This window comes from Limosilactobacillus gastricus DSM 16045 (genome assembly GCF_001434365.1).
Classification (GTDB): Bacteria; Bacillota; Bacilli; order Lactobacillales; family Lactobacillaceae; genus Limosilactobacillus; species Limosilactobacillus gastricus.
The window spans coordinates 25,901-45,672 of the sequence record NZ_AZFN01000018.1 but is presented as its reverse complement, the minus strand read 5'-3'; the positions used below and the strand labels follow the sequence as shown (position 1 = coordinate 45,672).

At 42.1% G+C, this 19,772-nt stretch carries 14 protein-coding genes; 2 read left to right on the top strand and 12 right to left on the bottom strand.

All coding sequences use genetic code 11. The annotated features are described in order from the left end of the window. Window positions 1-259: 259 nt before the first annotated feature. Window positions 260-1,639 carry an aspartate ammonia-lyase gene (locus FC60_RS06900; RefSeq protein ID WP_056937695.1) on the top strand — a complete coding sequence of 460 codons (1,380 nt, stop codon included), beginning with the start codon at window positions 260-262 and terminating at the stop codon, window positions 1,637-1,639. A 101-nt stretch (window positions 1,640-1,740) separates the two neighbouring features. On the opposite strand, the gene brnQ is transcribed toward FC60_RS06900, so the two are convergent. From brnQ to FC60_RS06885, 3 genes are all read right to left on the bottom strand, one after another. Further along, the gene (brnQ, locus tag FC60_RS06895; protein WP_056937694.1) at window positions 1,741-3,111 is read right to left on the bottom strand and encodes a branched-chain amino acid transport system II carrier protein; all 1,371 of its coding nucleotides are present in this window, start codon (window positions 3,109-3,111) and stop codon (window positions 1,741-1,743) included. Between the two features lie 409 nt (window positions 3,112-3,520). Then, window positions 3,521-4,972 (bottom strand): signal recognition particle protein, encoded by a 1,452-nt coding sequence (gene ffh / locus FC60_RS06890; RefSeq protein ID WP_056937693.1) that lies wholly within the window; start codon window positions 4,970-4,972, stop codon window positions 3,521-3,523. 71 nt (window positions 4,973-5,043) lie between these two features. Continuing rightward, window positions 5,044-5,967, bottom strand: coding sequence for an AEC family transporter (locus tag FC60_RS06885; protein WP_056937692.1), 924 nt, complete (start codon window positions 5,965-5,967; stop codon window positions 5,044-5,046). Between the two features lie 140 nt (window positions 5,968-6,107). Here FC60_RS06885 and FC60_RS06880 point away from each other — a divergent pair, with 140 nt between their 5' ends. Then, the gene (locus FC60_RS06880; RefSeq protein ID WP_235806098.1) at window positions 6,108-7,208 is read left to right on the top strand and encodes an iron-containing alcohol dehydrogenase family protein; all 1,101 of its coding nucleotides are present in this window, start codon (window positions 6,108-6,110) and stop codon (window positions 7,206-7,208) included. Between the two features lie 58 nt (window positions 7,209-7,266). Here the strand turns inward: FC60_RS06880 and asd are convergent, their stop codons facing one another. From asd to FC60_RS06835, 9 genes are all read right to left on the bottom strand, one after another. Beyond that, entirely contained in the window at window positions 7,267-8,367 is a 1,101-nt protein-coding gene (gene asd, locus FC60_RS06875) for an aspartate-semialdehyde dehydrogenase (RefSeq protein WP_056937691.1), read from the bottom strand. 158 nt (window positions 8,368-8,525) lie between these two features. Then, window positions 8,526-8,867, bottom strand: a complete 342-nt coding sequence (locus tag FC60_RS06870; RefSeq protein ID WP_056937690.1) for a putative DNA-binding protein — start codon at window positions 8,865-8,867, stop codon at window positions 8,526-8,528. Window positions 8,868-8,883: 16 nt separating this feature from the next. Then, window positions 8,884-10,200 (bottom strand): signal recognition particle-docking protein FtsY, encoded by a 1,317-nt coding sequence (ftsY, locus tag FC60_RS06865; RefSeq protein WP_056937689.1) that lies wholly within the window; start codon window positions 10,198-10,200, stop codon window positions 8,884-8,886. A 10-nt stretch (window positions 10,201-10,210) separates the two neighbouring features. Continuing rightward, complete coding sequence (gene smc / locus FC60_RS06860) at window positions 10,211-13,777, bottom strand: chromosome segregation protein SMC (protein ID WP_056937688.1); 3,567 nt, start codon at window positions 13,775-13,777, stop codon at window positions 10,211-10,213. Window positions 13,778-13,786: 9 nt separating this feature from the next. Then, entirely contained in the window at window positions 13,787-14,488 is a 702-nt protein-coding gene (rnc, locus tag FC60_RS06855; RefSeq protein ID WP_056937687.1) for a ribonuclease III, read from the bottom strand. Window positions 14,489-14,616: 128 nt separating this feature from the next. Continuing rightward, the gene (gene acpP, locus FC60_RS06850; protein ID WP_007122324.1) at window positions 14,617-14,859 is read right to left on the bottom strand and encodes an acyl carrier protein; all 243 of its coding nucleotides are present in this window, start codon (window positions 14,857-14,859) and stop codon (window positions 14,617-14,619) included. Between the two features lie 53 nt (window positions 14,860-14,912). Further along, window positions 14,913-15,938, bottom strand: a complete 1,026-nt coding sequence (gene plsX, locus FC60_RS06845) for a phosphate acyltransferase PlsX (RefSeq protein WP_056937686.1) — start codon at window positions 15,936-15,938, stop codon at window positions 14,913-14,915. 16 nt (window positions 15,939-15,954) lie between these two features. Next, entirely contained in the window at window positions 15,955-17,991 is a 2,037-nt protein-coding gene (recG, locus tag FC60_RS06840) for an ATP-dependent DNA helicase RecG (protein ID WP_056937685.1), read from the bottom strand. Window positions 17,992-18,077: 86 nt separating this feature from the next. Further along, on the bottom strand, window positions 18,078-19,766 hold the full coding sequence (locus tag FC60_RS06835; RefSeq protein WP_056937684.1) for a DAK2 domain-containing protein: 1,689 nt from the start codon (window positions 19,764-19,766) through the stop codon (window positions 18,078-18,080). Window positions 19,767-19,772: the final 6 nt, after the last annotated feature.

Below are 19,772 nucleotides of genomic sequence, written 5' to 3'. Positions count from 1 at the left end.
TACAACCTATTAAAACATTACACTACCATTGAAATGTTACTAAAAAACGATGAGCGTCCGACATCTTCTGAATTGGTCTATATTCATAATCAGATGCAATAGTAATTATTCACGGGTTGATTTCGCTAACTTAATAATAAAATTAAGTAAAATGCATCCACAACGTAAATATTTACGTATTTGATTTCGTATTATTTACTATTGCTCTTTTGAATGATAGGATTTGTGACATATTATTTATTCAACGGAGGATTGGTCTATGAGAATTGAACACGATTCATTAGGAGAACTAGCAGTACCCAAAGATGCCTTATACGGAATTCATACCTTACGGGCTCGTGAAAACTTTCCCTTGGAATCCATTAAAAACGATCCAGAACTTTGCAAAAACTTTCTTTTAGTCAAAGAAGCAGCAGCGATCGCTAACATGAAGGCCGGGGCATGGGAAGATAAACGCATTCCTACCGCCATTATCTCATCTTGTGATTATCTTTATCACAATTTCAGTTATTATCATCAAGAATTTGATCTTCCCGCCCTGCAAGGTGGTGCCGGTACTAGTACCAACATGAACATTAATGAAATCATTGCTAACAAAGCTTTACAAGAACTCGGCCTCCCTTTAGGTGATTATCAATACATTAGCCCCAACGATGATGTCAACAAGTCCCAGTCAACCAACGATACCTACCCTACGGCGGGTCATTTAACCATGATTAAATTCACACGGACGGTGATGGACGAACTGTCGAAAGTAATTTTAACCCTTCAAGGCCTAGCTACTAAGTATCAAGATGTCTTAAAAATGGGGCGAACCCAGCTTGAAGATGCCGTTCCGACTACTTTTGGGCGGTCCTTTAAAGCCTATGCCTCCATTCTTTCTCGGGATATGGATCGATTGGCAGCTGTCTGCCAGGAATTAATGACCATCCCCCTTGGCGGAACAGCGATTGGAACTGGTGTAACCGGTAGCCGCTCATATATGGATACGGTGGTTGATGAACTAGCTACTTTAACTAAACTCCCCTTAAAGCAATGCGATGATTTAGTAGATGGGATTCAAAACAACGATTGTTATGTCTCCTTATCGAATGCATATCGCAGCCTAGCGGTTGATTTATCTAAAATGAGCAATGATCTTCGCTTACTAAACTCCGGTCCTCAAGATGGTCTGAGTGAAATCAATCTTCCCAAACGACAAGCAGGTTCATCCATTATGCCAGGAAAGGTTAACCCCGTTATTCCTGAATTTTGTACCCAAGTTGCTTATCAAGTTATGGGCCACGCAACTACAGTAGCCATGGCAGCTGAAGCCGGTCAATTAGAACTCAACGCCTTTGAACCGGTTGCCTTTTATGATTTGTTCGAGGATGCTCGCCTATTACGAAAGGCCTTGCATACACTTGACAAAAACTGTCTTCAGGGTATTACCATCAACATTGAACGTTGTATCACCATGGTCGAACACTCTGCTGAAACAGCGACCGCCCTATCGCCAGTTCTGGGTTATGAGCGGACTACAGAAATCATTAAAGAATCCTTACGGACCGGAAAATCTATCCGAACCCTCGTCAAAGATGAGATTAGCCAAGAAAAACTGGATGAATTACTTTCGCCAGCTTCATTCTTTGTGAAATAAAATAACAAACTAAAAAGAAAAAACGCCCCATAGGTAAACTGGAACGGCTGCAGGTCTAAAACGGACCAACGTGAGTTCCTAATATCGATGGGGCGTATTTTTTAATCATTTTCAAGCGATGGTAAAGCCTGCCGGGTTTTGAAGATATGGGTTAAAAGCCCAATTATCAATCCAGCAATTCCAAAAGTCAGCCAACCAAAACCTAAACTAAAGAATGGGAAATAGTGACTGGCAAAATTAATCATTGCTTGGGCAAAGCCAGTATTACGAATAATTTCTGGGGCTGAATTGATCATATCAAAAATGGCTGGAATTAAAGTGAAGGCCATGGTGATCCGATAAATCATTGGATCGTTCTTAAAGAAAGGTGAAAAGATGGCCAGAATAATCAAGGCAATCGCTAAAGGATATAAGAACATCAGCATTGGAGTTGACCAAGCAATAATCTGATCTAAACCAAGATTAGCAATTAAAAATGACAAGCCACAATTAAAGCGTAAGAAGGCCTTATAAGAGATTTTAGGGAAGCGCTTATGGAAATCTTGGGAAAAGGCGATTACTAATCCCATGGCTGTTGTCATACACGTTACGGTTGCCAAAGTTGCTAAAATGGCATCTCCCGCAGTTCCTAAGTAGTAATGTGCAATTTGCGCTAAGGTCGTCCCACCGTTTTCGGCAAGGGCGAAATGATGAAGACTCGTCGCCCCTAAAAAGATCAAAGCCAGGTAAATTAAGGCGATTCCTAAAATCCCAATCGAACCACTTTTCGCCGTTGCCAAAGAAATATCACGTTGCCGGCTTAAACCATAATTTTTAATTGCCGTAATAACAGTAATCCCAAAGGCCAAGGCCGCCAAACAATCCATCGTGTTATAGCCTTCCAAAAAGCCGTTCGTGAAGGAACTCGTGAGGTAAGCGCTAGTAGCGGTGGTGGTGGTAGCAGAACCTAGTGGGCTGATGAAAGCTAATAAGAAAATAGCAAATAACAAGAGTAAAAACAGCGGATTTAAAATCTTCCCAATAATCGTAGTGATATTACCTTCGCGAGTAGAGAAAAAGTAAACAATCCCAAAGAAGATGGCAGAGTATATGAATAATCCTGGCCCTGCCAAAGATTTTGCTAAGTGCGGTGCAATCCCGATCGAAAATGGCACAGTGGCCGTCCGCGGAGTTGCGAATAACGGTCCTAAGGTGGCATGAACCAAAATCAAGAAAATTAGGGCAAACCACTTCCCATTTGGTAAAGCCAAATCATAGATTCCCTCCGAACGAGTAATACTAATGGCTAATAAAGCCATTAAAGGAAGTAGCACCCCAGAAAAAATGAACCCAATTGCTGCACTTAACCAGTGACTCCCGGCTAATTGTCCTAAATGAATCGGAAAGATTAAATTTCCTGCGCCGAAGAACATGCCGAAAATCAGTGATCCTAATAACAAATACTTCTTCCAGTTTAATTGTGACGTTTTCATAATTCGACTCCTTTTTGAATCAACTTAGTGTTGTTAGAAAAAGGCTTAGCTAAGTCCTAAGTTAATCAACGAAAAAAGCGTCCCTCCCAGAAATCGATCTGGAAGGGACGCTACCGCGTGTTACCACCCTTGTTTGTAATGATATTACTAGCATTACCTTACCACGTGCTCATCACTGAATACGCTGGCGCGATTACGGGCGCACCCGTTCGACACTCCTGACGTTGCATCGACCACTCACAGGCTACTTTCGTCTTAGCAACTGATCCTCGCTCACACTATGCCGAGGTCGCTGTATCCGGTCACTAATTCTACTCTCCTGATCAACGTGTTTTCTTCGTTGATTAACTTGTGTATTAATATACTGGGTCTGTCATCATTCGTCAAGATAAAAATTAGAACTTTTTAATTATTTTCTCTTTTTATTTTTCTTGAGGCGCTTTTTCTTATTCTTTTTCATTTGACGAGCCATCCGATTCATCGCCATCTTACCAAGTTTTCCCCCTGGCATTCCTGGCATATTTCCGAGGCCGCCCATCATGTTTTCCATCCCGTTCAAGTTCCCGTTGGTCACTTGTTTCATCATCTTCCGCATTTGATCGAATTGCTTAATCATTCGATTGACTTCGACGATTGGTCGACCGGATCCGGCTGCTAACCGTCGGCGTCGACTAGGATTCATTAAATCCGGATTCTCACGTTCTTCCGATGTCATGGATTGAATAATCGCCTTAATATGCAAAAATTGTTTAGGATCAATATTAATGTTTTTTAAAGCCGGGTTGTTTGCCATCCCAGGCATCATCTTAATTAAATCTTCGAGCGGCCCCATCTTCGAAACTTGATCCATTTGATCCAAGAAATCATTATAATCAAAATTATTTTCTTGCATCTTCCGCATTGTTTCAGCGGCTTGTTCTTCGTCAAAGTTCTTTTGCGCCTTTTCAATCAGGGTCAGCATATCCCCCATTCCGAGAATTCGAGATGACATCCGATCGGGATAGAAAACATCTAAGTTTTCCATTTTTTCCCCTTCACCGACAAACTTAATTGGTTTGCCGGTAACGGCCCGAATGGACATTGCAGCCCCACCCCGGGTATCACCATCTAACTTGGTTAAAACAACCCCGGTAATATCTAGCTTTTCGTCAAAACCTTCTGCAGTATTAACGGCGTTTTGACCCGTCATGGCATCTACAACCAACAAGATTTCATCTGGATGAGCTAACTCTTTAATATTAGCTAATTCATCCATTAAGGCTTCGTCAATTTGTAAGCGCCCCGCGGTATCAATAATGACATAATCATTGTGGTGTTCCTTAGCTACTTCCATCCCCTGGCGAACAATTTCTACGGGATCGACGTCTGTCCCCAGGTCAAAAACTGGCACATCAATGGAATCAGCCACTTGTTTTAATTGCGTAATGGCGGCCGGCCGGTAAATATCGGCCGCAATAAACATTGGTCGTGCTTTTTCTTCATTTTTGAGCCGTAAAGCCAATTTCCCAGCCGTGGTAGTTTTCCCGGCCCCTTGTAACCCAACCATCATGATCACGGTCGGGATGTGATCTGATTTATTAAGGGGAACGGCGGTTTCCCCCATCATCTTAGTTAATTCTTCATTAACAATTTTAACAATCTGTTGAGCTGGATTAAGTCCCTTTAAAACTTCTGCCCCAACAGCTTGTTCTTGAACCGTTTTTACAAAATTCTTAACAACCGTGAAGTTAACATCCGCTTCCAATAGGGCCAAGCGGATTTCACGCATCGTTTCGCGCAAGTCGGCGTCCGTAACTTTCGGTTTCCGCCGTAGTTTTTCCATTGTCTTTTGAAGACGTTCCGTTAAACCTTCAAATGCCATTAATTTATTGCCCCTTTATTTATTTTCTAAAAATAAATTTTACCATAAAAGTCCTTAGCTGTCGTGATTTACTAAAGCATCGTGAGGGCGAAGCAAATCGGGATTGTAATTAAACTTAATAAAGTAGAGATACTCATTAAAACCACGGCAGGCTTAGTATCATCTTTAGCCTGTAATGTAAACAAAACGACCACGCCTGCTACTGGACAGGCGCTTAAAATGACCGTTGTATACAGAGCTACCCCGGTAACTCCGAGTAATCGTAAAATCAAAATAGTAATTATCGGGAAAATTAAATTACGTAAGAGTAAAGTTATCCACATTGATCCAGGCAGTTTCAAATCACGCCAGTTCAACCCCACAAGGTTACAACCAATCACAATCATCGACATCGGTCCATAGGCCGAACTAATATCCCCCATAAAAGTTGAAATCATCGTTGGCATTTTCAAAGAAAAGATAAAGGCTAACAAACCTAAAATAATCGCGATAATATTAGGGTTTTTAAAAATTTGTTTCAGTTGCTCGTGAAAACTAGGTTGTTGCTGACGAAACATACCAACGCCCTGCGTCCACGAAAACAAATTAAAACCGGCCATCGAGGCTACTCCATAAAAGACCCCGTTATTTCCAAACAGGGCTAATGCTAAGGGAATCCCCATAAACCCATTATTACAATAGACACTTCCATAACGGGCAATTCGACGCAAATTAGGATCTTGGACGCGCTGAAAAATTAGTTTAGCAACCACAATCATCACAATATATGAAAAGATGACCGCTACCAAAACTAAGCCAAGGATATGGAGTCGATTCAGAGAAAAATCTTTTTGAAAAGAATTAAAGATTACGATTGGACTAGCAAAGTAGAGTAACATATTGGTCATTTCACTAATTGTTGTCACCTTAAAAAAGCCTAGGGCACGAATTAAAGCACCTAGGAACATCAATAAGAATAAAACCATAATTTGATTGGCTAGTTGGCTAATCGACATAATCTTTCCTCCGATCTTTAAACTAAGTCTATTATACTAATTATTCTTTAAATATTTTAATCTTTTTTTAATTTAACTATTGATCTTATTTAAGAACTTTGCTTATACTATACCTAATCTAAATTTGGGGAGTGTTTACTATGGCTTTGATGTTTTCGCAAAGTGGTCCGCAACGTTATATTTCTGATGAAACAGCCTATCAAGTTTTACCAGATTATTTCCATGAACTAGGTCTCAAGACCGTCGTCTTTTTACATGGTGAAAAAGGCTATGCGGTTGCTAAACCCTTCTTGCCAAAATGGCCAGCTGATGTTTCAGTGATTGACCTACCCTTTAATGGCGAATGCTCTTATGAAGAAATCGATCGAGTTAAAAAAATTTGTACCGATTCCAAAGCTGATGCCATTATGGCTTTAGGTGGCGGTAAATGTTTAGATACCGCTAAGAGTGTGGCAAATGGCACTAAGTTAGCTCAAATCATGTTACCAACTCTGGCTAGCAATTGTGCCGCCTGGTCTGCCTTAAGTGTTCATTACAGAGAAAATCATGAACATATTGACCATAAAATTTATTTACGAACGAGTGAATTGCTCTTGATTAATCCCAAGGTAATCTTCAATTCACCCCTTGACTATTTTGTGGCAGAAATTGGTGATACCCTAGCCAAATTTTATGAATCGGAACGGGTTTTTGAGCATCTGAAACCAGAAGAATTTACCGATGCCCTGATTATCTCGCAAAAGATGGCAAAACAGTGCCAAGAAATTTTACTTAAATACGGGGTACAAGCCGTTGAAGATATGAAAAATGGCAACTACAACGAGAACTGGCGCCAAGTAGCCGAAACGATCATCGTTACCGCAGGAACCGTTGGAGGCTGGGGAGATGCTTATGCCCGGGCTACCGCTGCTCACCCCGTTTGTGACGCCCTAACCGCCTTCCCAAGAACTCATCATCACCTCCATGGAGCTAAAGTAGCTTATGGTATCTTTGTAATGCTGTCGCTCGAAAACCAAGAAGACGACTTAAAGGATCTGTTACCGTTTTATCGTCAAATCGGCTTGCCAACTAATTTAACAGATCTTGACTTTGGCGATGCAACCAATGCAGAGTTGGATCAATTAGTGGCTGATATCACCGCACCAAACACGCAGTTACACCTATTACCAGCCACCGATATTTCACCCGCAGCGGTTCATCACGCCATCACCCGTGTGGAAGAATTAACCCAAGCTAATTAATTGAACCTACGATAAAAGAAGCTGGAAGAAACATAACTTTCTTCACAGCTTCTTTTTTCTAAAGTTCGCTCTTTTTCTTTAAATAGCCCTTCTTAACTAAGGCTTCAGCAGACAACACGCCTCCACCAGCAGCTCCACGTAATGTGTTGTGCGAAAGACCAACAAACTTCCAATCAAAAATCGAGTCCTCACGTAGGCGACCAATGGAAACTCCCATCCCATGCTCAAAGTTTACATCTTTTTGCACTTGTGGACGATCATCGTCTTCTAGGTATTGAATGAATTGCTTAGGTGCACTTGGTAGTTCGGCTTCTTGTGGGAAACCTTGGTAATCACGTAAGGCCTGAACTAATTCTTCCTTAGCTGGATTTTGCTTAAAGTTAACAAAAACCGTTGCCGTGTGACCATAGAGAATTGGTACCCGGATACATTGACTCGTAATCTTGATCCCTTCTTTATTCACAATCGACTTGGTTGCTGGATCCACATGTCCCCATACTTGGAGTGGCTCTTTTTCCGATTTAGCTTCTTCCCCAGCGATGTAAGGAATAATATTCCCATTCATTTCTGGCCATTCCGCAAAGTTCTTTCCCGCCCCTGAAATTGCTTGATAGGTCGAAACAATTACTTCCGTTGGTTCAAACTTTAACCAAGCGGTCAAAGCGGGAGTATAACTTTGAATGGAACAATTTGGCTTAACCGCCACAAATCCATTTGTTGTCCCTAACCGTTCCTTTTGATATTTAATAACGTCATAGTGATCCGGGTTGATTTCGGGAACTACCATTGGTACATCGGGCGTCCAGCGGTGAGCACTATTATTTGAAACCACTGGGGTTTCCGCCTTGGCATATTGTTCTTCGATATCGCGAATGACATCTTTGGGCATATTGACCGCACAAAATACAAAATCTACTTGTGGAGCAATCGTTTCCACATCGCTCACTTCTTCTAAGACCATGTTAGTAATTCGATCGGGAATTGGCGTTTCCATTTTCCACCGACCGTCAACTGCTTCAGCATAAGTTTTTCCTTTGTTTCGCCCACTCGCAGCCACTAAAACAACTTCAAACCATGGATGATCAGCCAATAAGGAAATAAAACGTTGTCCGACCATCCCAGTTGCCCCTAGGATACCGACCTTATACTTTTCGCTCATCTCGAAACTCCTTTAAACAATTAAAATTTAATTAAGATGTGTTTTTATTATAGCCTATTTTCCTAAATTACGCAGGAAAATGGTAATTTTTTGCTTCACAAATTTATTTTTGACTTAATTCCCGAATAAAAAACGGAACAACCAGCTATGGTGTTCCGTTATTCAGCTTCGAGATTTTCTAATCCCGCCACTAGCTGATTTAAAGTTTGATCATCAGGATAATGCTCCTTAATGTAAGTCTGGATCTGGTCAGCTTGATGATTGCGCAATTGAAAATTGCTAAACAAGTGCAATTTTTGCTCGTAATCTTCTAGGATTCGTTCGGTGCGACGAATATTATCATAAACCGCCTGCCGCGAAACTTGGAATTCTTCAGCAATCTCACCAAGGGAATAATCGTCTGCATAGTAGAGTTTCAAGTAATCGTTTTGCTTACTTGTCAATAATGGCTGATAAAAAGCAAACAAGGCATTAACCCGCTCATTTTTTTCCAATTCCATTAGCCTTAACCTCCCCTTATTGGACGTTAACCAAGCCTTTGAACAATCCGTAGACAAAGTCACTCGCATCAAATTTTTCTAGATCCGTGACCTTTTCACCTAAGCCCACAAATTTAACTGGCAAATGTAGTTCATTCCGGATAGCTAAGACGATCCCCCCACGGGCCGTCCCATCTAACTTAGTTAAAACAATTCCGGTCACATCCGTACTTTCTTTAAAGAGTTTGGCTTGGTTAAGGGCGTTTTGACCAGTCGTCGAGTCAAGAACCAAAAGCACTTCATGGGGAGCGCTTGGAATTTCCCGAGTTAAAATCCGTTTCATTTTAGCTAATTCGTTCATCAAATTAACTTTATTTTGTAGTCGTCCTGCGGTATCAACAAATAAGATGTCATAATGATCATCCTTAGCCTTTTTGACCGCATCAAACACAACGGCTGCTGGATCGCTATTTTCTGGCCCCGTCACAATATCGACACCATCACGTTGGGCCCATACTTCTAATTGCTCCGTGGCTCCCGCCCGGAAGGTATCAGCGGCAGCTAATAAGACCTTTTGTCCTGCTTGTTTATACCGAGCAGCTAACTTCCCGATCGTGGTCGTTTTCCCGGCACCGTTGACCCCGACAAACATGATAACCGTTGGGCCTTGTTCGGCTAAATGAATTGAATCATCTTCATTGGCGCCGGCTTCTTCGTATAGTTCCACCATTTTTTCGATAATTACATTGGAAACTTCTTGAGTTGATTTAGCATTTTGTAGTTTTACTTCTTCGCGCAATTCGTCACTTAAACGGACGGCCATTTCATATCCTACATCTGACTCAATCATTAATTCTTCAAGATCATCAAAGAAGTCTTCATCAACTGACCGGAACCGAGCCAAAAAGCGGTTCAACCGTTCCCCAAATCCTGACCGCGACTTTTTTAGTCCTTGGTCATATTTTTCTTCGGTCGTCGCTGTATCCGTTTCTTCTACTGTTTCGTCTGGCGTTTCGGAAGTGGCGGTTTCAGTTGACTCCGATTCGCTAGTTGACGCTTCCAGCGATTGTTCACTAACTTCGCTAGCCGATAATTCACTTTCACTAATTGACGCTAACGAATCTTGACTGACTTCTGATAAACTAGTCGATTGACTTCCACTTGCCAAACTTGTTTCCGATTCACTAGTGGTTAAGGAACTTTCGTTGACCCTAGAAGCTTCAGAAACACTTGCTTCGGTTTGACTATTACTTGTTTCTACTAACGATTCAGTTGTTGATTCGCTAACAACAGTTGATTCACTGGCTTCTGAACTAGGCTTAGCCTTCCGCCGGAAAATATCGAATAATCCCATCGTTTTTCTCCTATTCTGCTTGGTGTTGTCCTAAAGTTTCATCAATATCCACGGCAACCATCCGTGAAACCCCAGATTCTTGCATGGTGACCCCATACAAAATGTTGGCATTCATCATCGTCCCTTTACGGTGGGTTATGACGATAAATTGCGGGCCATCATCGCCAAAATGACTTAGATAATTAGCAAACCGGTCCACATTGACCGCATCCAAGGCAGCTTCTGGCTCATCTAAAATGGCAAATGGGACCGGACGCACTTGGATAATCGCAAATAAAAGGGTAATGGCCGTCAAAGCTTGTTCCCCACCCGACAAAAGACTGAGGTTTTGATTACGCTTTCCAGGCGGTTGCGCGATAATATCAACCCCGGTTGTCAAAGGTTCATCCGGATCAGTTAATACTAGCTTCGCACTCCCACCAGCAAAAATCTGTTTGAATGTAGCGGAAAAGGCTGTCGAAACTTCTTCAAAAGTCTTTATAAACCGCGTAGCCACTTCCCGATCCATTTCACTCATGGTGGCATCTAATTGCGCCCGTGATTCCAAGAGATCCGCCTGTTGACTAGCTAAGAAATCATAGCGCGTCTTCACTTCTTCATATTCCGCAATCGATGCCGTATTAACTTCTCCTAATTCAGCAATTCCTCGATTTAATAACTTGATCTGGCGAGCTAATTCATCATCATCTAATTCACTTAAGTTGGCTTGAGCATCGGTTAAGGACATACTATAGCGTTCGCTTAATCGATTTAAACCTTGGTCAATTTGGGCTTCTAGTTTAGCTTGTTGACCACTTAAGGTTGATAATTCATTCATTGCCACCCGTTGTAAACCTTGCAGCCGATCTAATTGAGTCGTTTCGTTCTCAATTTGCTCAGCCATCGCATCAGTTTCCATTGATAATTTTTCAACTAGAGCTTGTTGGTCTGTTAATTCCACTGTCGCTTTTTGTAATGCCGCTTGGCTATTTTCGACTTCATCGGCTTGTGCTTGAACTGATGATTCTAATTGATCCAACTGGTTTTGATAATCAGCTTGACTTTGTTCATAATCGGCCAATTGGACTTGATCAACATTTTGCTGACTCTTCAATTGATTCAATCGTTCCTGACCAACTGCCGTCCTTTGCATCAAATCTTGAATCCGTTCCGCTTGGCTATTAGCATTTTGCTGCAGATCATTAATCTGATCCTTCATCTGTTGAATGGCTGTTTGATGATCCGTAATCTCTTGACTAAGTCGCGCGTAGTCTTGGTCTAATTGTTCAAGTTGACTTTGATAATTTTGACTCTGACTATTTTGTTGGTTGACCGTAAATTCTAAACTTGTCAATTGGCGTTTCAAACTCGTCAACTCATTGGCGCTCACTTGCGCTTCGGTAACTAAAGTTTGATGCGCATTTTGCAATTGATTTTGCTCTTCTTGAAGCTTGGTTAGCACAGCTTGATTTTGTTCACGAGCGGTTTGGATACTTTGAACCTGATGTTCCAATTCACTTGCATTTGCTTGCGTTTTTTTCAAAACCGTTTCAAGTTGCGCTAACTGCTCTTTTTGCTGAAGCAAACCAGTCCGTTGTCGCCGGTTAGCTCCTCCCGTCATCGCTCCACTCGCATTGATCAATTGACCATCGAGGGTCACGACCCGCAATTGGTGTTGACCCGCTTTGGCAATCGTTGTCGCATGGTCTAAGTTGTCAGCCACGACCGTTGTCGATAAAAGGTGGGCCACAACACCTTTATATTGGTCTTGATATTGAATCAATTCACTAGCCTGGCCGATGAAACCAGGTAAAGTTTGGACTTGTTGTATACTCTTAGGTGTCCAACCTGGTCGTAAGTTATCCATTGGTAGAATTGTCACCCGGCCAGCTCGTTGTTGAACTAAGAAGTTAATAATCGCTTTCCCGGTAGCTTGAGTATCAACAACTAATTGTTGCAATTGTCCGCCTAGAACCGTTTCGATCGCCGTAGTATATTGAGGCGCCACCTGAATTAATTCACTCACAGAACCAAAAAGGCCGGAAAAGTGCTGCCGATTCTTTAAAACATATTGAACCCCTTGATAATAGCCAGTATAATCAGCCGCCATGGAACGAAATCCTTGAATTCGATTTTGAGCTGATTTTACCTCACCCAGGGCTTGATACCACTGCTGAGAAATTTGTTCATAGCGTTGCTGAATGGTTTGCGCTTGGGCTTGTTCCGCTTGTAATTTAGCACTGATTTGGTCTAATTTTGCTTGGCTAGCCGCCACTTGTTGGTGTTGCGCTTGGGCTTTCCGATTAGCTTCTTCATATTGCTCCTGTAAATTTTTTAAATCTGTATCAGCTTGCGCCTGTTGATCACTATCACGTTGATGATTCCGTTTTAAGAATTGCTGTTGATTCTGTACAGAGGTTTGCTCTTGCATTAAATCAACTAATTGTGAGCGTTTTGTTTCAATCTCCGACTCTAATTGGGCCACCTGTTCCCTTGCACTCAATGATTGAGCTGCTTTTAAAGCGACTTGATCATTGGCTAACTGCTGACTTTGCTTGGTAATAGTCTCCTGATCTTGACCTAGCTTCTTTTGTAAAGCAGCAATCTGATCCTTTAATGAATGAATCGCCGTTTGAAGACGACTAATCTCTTGTTCGCGTTGTTCTTGTCGGACTGAAGATAAGGATTGTTCCCCATTCAACTTGGCAATTAATTCCGTTAGCGAAAGAACCTGTTGTTGATGTTCATCCTTGGCCTTTAATTGGCGTTGATAAGTTTCACGTAGAACTAATAAATGTTCATTCGCACTTTTAGTTTCCGTTTCGTAATGATCTGATGTTGCTTTAGCATGGGCTAATTGATCTTGTACGGTCCCCAATTGCTGGCGTTTAGTCAAAATTGACCGCACTGTTTGGGTCCGATCTAAAAGGTCTAAGCGAGTTTTTTGTTCTAAGTAATCCTGGGCTAACGCACTCTGCTCAGCTAAAGGCTCCAACCGGTCCTTAATTTCTGTAATAATATCATTAACCCGATTTAGATTGTCATTGGTTTCGGCCAAGCGTTTCTCAGCCACCTGCTTATTCTGCTTATATTTTGAAACCCCCGCTACATCTTCAATCACCGTCCGACGATCACTCGGTTTACCATTGAAAATTTCGGCCACGCGGCCTTGTGAAATAATGGAAAAAGACTCACGGCCAATCCCTGAGTCCATAAATAATTCCACAATATCTTTCAAGCGTACCGCGTGGTCATTAATCAGATATTCACTATCCCCATTCCGGTATAACCGACGGGTAACAGTTAATTCCGTAAATTCACTTTGGAGATAATGATCACTATTATCAAAGGTAATCTTGACTTGGGCTCGATTCAAGGGTTTACGATCAGTCGAACCATTAAAAATTACATCCGCCATCTTGTCACCCCGTAAGGTTTTCGCGGATTGCTCCCCCATTACCCACCGAATGGCTTCAATAATATTACTTTTACCACTCCCATTAGGACCAATAATCCCATTCATGCCCGGCTGGAATTCGATTTTTGTTTTCTGCGCGAAGGATTTAAACCCTTCAATCTCTAAAGATAATAATCGCATCGCGTTGTCCTACTGTTTATCTTGACGAAGCTTTTTCAAGGCGGCCTGAGCCGCTGCCATTTCTGCGTGTTTCTTCGATGAACCAGTTCCTTCGCCAATCACTTGTCCATCCATACTAACATTCACCGTGAATTCGGGCGCATTTTCGGTTCCACCCTCCGATAAAAGATGATATTCAATATCAACATCGCCATCACGTTGCAAAAATTCCTGCAATGAAGTTTTGCTATCAACAGCATGGTCAAACCAGCCAAGATCCAACTTAGGAAAAATCACACGTGCAATAAACTTTTTAACGGCATCGCGACCTTGATCCAAATATAATGCCCCAATAAAGGATTCGAATATGTCACACAAAAGGCTGTCACGATTGCGAGCGCCCGCCATTTCTTCACCCTTACCAAGCCGAATATATTGATCAAAATGACATTCCCGGGCAAAGGCAGCGAAACTCTTTTCTTGAACCATGGCCGCCCGTAACCGCGTTAATTTCCCCTGCGGTAATTCAGGATACCGTTGATAAATGTATTCTGATACATACAACTGTAAAACAGCATCACCTAAGAACTCGATTCGTTCATAAAACTTCAAGTGCTCCTTGGGGTGTTCATTTACATACGAAGCTTGGGTAAAGGCCTCAGCTAATAGATCAAAATTCTTAAATTGGATGCCAAACTCACTGGATAAATATTCACTTAATTCGGTAATCATAGTAATCCTTTCTTGATTAACCCTGTGATATAGAATCCTATAAAGACACAATCCCATATCACAGGCCTAAGCCTATTTTTAAACAAGGCTGTGACGAAAAATTCATCATCACAGCCCAACAGCAGTGTTTAGTTTTGATGACTAACGATATAATCAACCACTTCCCCAATGGTGCTCAGTTGCTCGGCATCGTCATCATCAATGGTTGCGCCAAAAGTATCCTCAACTTCAAGAACAAATTCAACAAAATCAATAGAATCAGCATTTAAATCTGTACGTAAATTTAAATTATCGGTAATCTTCGCCCGATCAACTTCGAAGTGGTCGGCAACGATTGCTGAAACCTTTTTAAATACTTCAGCTCTATCCATTCTAAATCAACCTCTTTAATTATTGTAACGACTTAATTCTATTAGGTTTTCGCCTAATTGTCCAACTTTTCTCTGCTTTGATCGGCACTAAAGTAATCAACCGTTTGGTCAATTAAATTGACATCGATCATTTGTTTAATCTGGACAATGGTATTTTTTATGGCTTCTGCATCAGATGAACCATGGGTTTTAACTACCGGTGCTTTTAGCCCTAAGAGGACGGCGCCCCCATAAGTTGACGTACTCATCTGATTTTTAATCCGTTTTAAGGCCGGTTTGAGTAACCACGCTCCCAATAAGGCCCGCCAACCACCTTGCTTAACCCCATCTTTAATGAGGTTCATAAACATTTTGGCAGTCCCCTCAGTCGCTTTGAGAGCAGCATTAGCTGTCCAGCCATCCGAGACAATCACATCAGCTTTCCCATATAAGAGATCGCCAGCTTCGACATTTCCTACAAAGTTTAAGTCAGCACTTTGTTTAAGCATTTGATGAACTTCTTTGTGGAAACTATCCCCCTTATCCTCCTCAGCACCATTATTCAATAAGGCAACCCGGGGATTAGCTACTTTTAAAACGTTTTCGGCATAAAATTTACCCATGATCGCATACTGGAGCAGGTTCTTCGTCTTAGATTCAGCATTAGCACCAGTATCTAAATAAACAAATCTCGTTTGATCGCTACCAGGTTGGGTAACGGGCAAAATACTTGTCAGGCCAGGTCGATCAATTCCTTTAATTCGACCAACAATCAAAAGCCCCGCTGCTAAAATGGCTCCCGTATTACCCGCTGAGAAAAAGGCATCGGCACGTCCTTCTTTAACAGCTGTTGCGGCTTGTACAATTGAAGAATCCTTCTTCTTCCGGATGGCGCGAACGGGCTCTTCACCCATTTCGATAATTTCACTGGTTGGTACAATTTTTAAACGAGTTGAATCCTGAATTAATGGGGTCACCTGTTGGGGATCTCCATACAGATCAAATTCAAGTTCGGGATATAAATCCCGCGCTTGTTCAACTCCCGCTACTACCACTTGAGGGGCCTGGTCGCCACCCATCGCATCTACTGCAATTTTCATAAATTATTATCCTCATTCAATCAAAGTGTGTTGCTAATTGATGTCGTTTTAAATATAAGACTAAGGGTTGATTTTCAGCTTTCTCATCCCAGCCAGGTTCATTTAACAAATTCCCGGCATCTGAACGTGCAATTTGTAACATTTTTAAATCAGCCACCGGGTCACCGACTTTAAATTCAGGGACTCCAGACTGACGACTTCCTAGCACATCGCCAGATCCTCGCAATTCTAAATCACGTTGGGCAACCACGAAACCATCCGTCGTTGCCACCATCGTTTCCATTCGCGCCGTTCCCTCGTCGGTCTTGGGATCAGCAACTAATAGACAATAGCTCTGACGGCTTCCTCGACCCACACGTCCCCGTAGCTGATGAAGCTGCGCTAGGCCAAAGCGATCCGCATTATAAATCATCATCACAGTTGCATTGGGATTATCAACCCCAACCTCAATAACGGTCGTGGATACTAAGACCTGTAATTTACCATCTTGAAAGTCTTGCATAACCGCAGACTTTTCTTCATTCGTCATCCGGCCGTGTAAGAGTCCAATTTGGTAGTGAGGGGCAAACCGCTGTTGGTATTGTTCTGCTAACGCCGTCGCATTTTGAACGTCAAGACTTTCTGACTCCTCAATTAAAGGACTAACGATGTAAGCTTGTGCTCCCTGTTCCAGTTGACCTTTTAAGAAGTTAACGGCTTGATCTAGTTGCTTTTCCCGCAACCAGGTCGTTTTAATTGGTTGTCGTCCTGCTGGTAATTCATCGATAATTGATACATCCATCTCCCCATAGGCGGTAATAGCTAAGGTTCGCGGAATGGGAGTAGCAGTCATCGCTAATATATCGGGATGATCGCCCTTTTCCCGTAGCGCTTGCCGCTGCTTAACTCCAAACCGGTGTTGTTCATCAATGATTGCTAAACCGAGATTAGCATAGTCAACCTTCTCTTGAATTAACGCATGCGTGCCGATAATTAGATTTACAGAGCCATTTTCAATTTGATTTAATAATTCCTGATGTTGCTTTGCCTTCATAGACCCAGTCAACAGGGCCACATTGACATGCGTTCCGCTAAAGGTTCTCGCTAATTTTTCGGCGTGTTGTTCGGCTAAGATTTCGGTTGGCGCCATCATTGCCACTTGATAACCAGTCGAAATCGCAGCATAAATTGCGATCCCCGCCACAATCGTTTTTCCGGAACCAACATCCCCTTGCAAGAGCCGGTTCATCTGATATGGTCTCCGTAAATCCCGACAAATTTCGTTTACCACCCGTTTTTGGGCACTCGTTAGCTCAAAGGGAATCGTCCGGATAAATTCACGAAGCTCTTCATTATCATAAAGAATTTGAATGCCATTCTCTTGGCGATGGGCTCTTCGCAGGGCTTGTAACCGTAATTGGAATAAGAAGAATTCTTCATAGGCTGCTGTTCGTTGCGCTAATTTTGCCATTTCACGATTGTCAGGAAAATGAAGTTGTTTAATCATTTCCCGTCGTTCCATCAATTGATAGCGTTGACGCAAGGAAATTGGTAATAAGGTCGCAATTACCCGTTGATATTGGTCATAAGCCTGTCGGATTAATTTACGAATTGTGGCTTGCTTGATATGTTTATTAGCCGGATAAATGGCGCCCATCCCTTTTTCTTCATTGGGATTACTAGTTAAAAGTTTAGTCCCCTTGATTTCGTTACGGGATTGATCCCAGGTTCCCATCACTGTCACATCAGTATTAATTTGAACGGATTTGGCTAGATAGGGTTGATTAAAAAAGGTTACCTGCGCCACGCCCTGACCGACCATTATTCGAAAACTCAACCGAGAGCGGCGATACCCAAAGCGTGACATCATCGGTTCGGATATCACAGTCCCCTTTACGGTAATTCGTTGTTTATCTTTGGCATCTTCCAAGTTAATCGGCGTAATTTCATCATAACGCGATGGAAAATAGGTTAACAGGTCTTCAACGGTCAGAATGTCTAAGGATGCTAAATTTTCGCCCATCTTGGGACCGACTCCTTTTAGCTTTCCAACACTGTCTTGTAAACTTAACATGTTAACCTCCTTTCCAAAGATATATTGATTCTTTAGCGACAAGAAACCTTCAAGGCTTACAAAAAGCTTTGAAGGTCAACAGCAAACTATTCAACTGAAATTAAGTAAGGGTAAACCGGTTGGTCCCCTTCATAGATTTGAACTTCGACTTCATCGTCGATTTCTTCAATTGCTGCTTCAATCTGTTCGGCCACTTCAGATGAACCATCTTGTCCGTAAAGAATGGTCACGATTTCACTTTCGTCATCTAACATTTCCTTAACCATAGCAATCGCTGCTTCAGCTACCGTTGGCATAGTTACCACAATCTTACCATCCACGATTCCCATGTAATCATCTTTTTTAATTGCTTGACCATCAATAGTGGTGTCGCGAACGGCATTAGTAACTTCCCCACTCTTTACTAATGATAAGTTACCTTCCATGGCATCATGATTAGCATCTAAGTCTGCATCTGGATTATATTCCAATAAGGCACTCATTCCTTGAGCAATCGTCTTGGCATGAACTACGACGGTTGGAATGTCAGCAACTTCGGCCGCTTGATCAGCTGCCATAAAGATATTACTGTTGTTTGGTAAAACAATCGCCTGCTTAGCCCCGCTCTGGTTAATTGCATCTGTCAAATCTTGGATACTTGGATTCATGGTTTGACCACCAGCAATAATCTTGGTAACTCCCAGACTTTGGAATAGTTTAGAAATTCCATCTCCAGAAGAAACTGCAATCACCGCTGTTTCAGTGACTGGTTCTTCAGCTGGTTTATCATTCAACGGAGACGTAACTTGATCATCATTTTGCATGATCTCTTCTTGTTGCCAACGCATGTTATCGATTTTAATGGTTTGTAAGTCTCCAAACTGCAACCCCCACCCTAAAACTTGGTCCGGATGTTCAGTATGCACATGAACTTTAACCACTTCATCATCGTTAATAACTAGTAGGCTATCGCCCATTCCTGCCAGATAATTGTAAAACTCTTCATAATCGAATTGCTTAGTGACACTATTACCATGGCCAATTCGGACCATCATTTGGGTACAATAACCAAATTCAATATCTTCTGGATTGAGCTTTCCTTGAGCCGATTGATGGTGTTGTACATTAATCATTTCTTCAATTTGAGCATTGTCGGGTTTGATTTCATCAATTACTTCACCGGTCAAAGCTTCATAGAAGGCATGAAGCACAAAATCCAATCCTTGACCACCAGAGTCAACCACTCCAACTTCTTTCAAAACCGGTAACAAATCCGGCGTCTTGGCCAAGGCAGTATCCGCAACATCAACAATTTTTTTCATAATGACCGCTAAATCAGTATCTCCAGCCTTAATGGCATCTAGACCAGCTTGAGCTGATTCCCGGACCACGGTTAAAATCGTCCCTTCCGTCGGTTTCATCACGGCCTTATATGCCGTCTGGGCTCCATTGGCATAAGCATTCACAAAATCAGCAGGACTTAGAGTGGCTTTACCTTCGCATCCTTTGGAGAAACCACGAAAAATTTGCGATAAAATCACTCCCGAATTTCCCCGAGCCCCCATCAATAAACCTTTAGCTAAAGCTGCTGCCAAGACCCCAACCTGGTCACTAGTTGATTCCCGTTCATACTTAGCCCCACTAGCCATTGACATACTCATATTAGTTCCCGTATCACCATCAGGCACCGGAAATACGTTTAATGAATTGATAAATTCGGCTTGATTATTTAATTTCGCCGCAGCGGCTTGCACCATCTGACCAAACTCTAAGTTGGTAATTTCTGTAACTGACAAATTTCT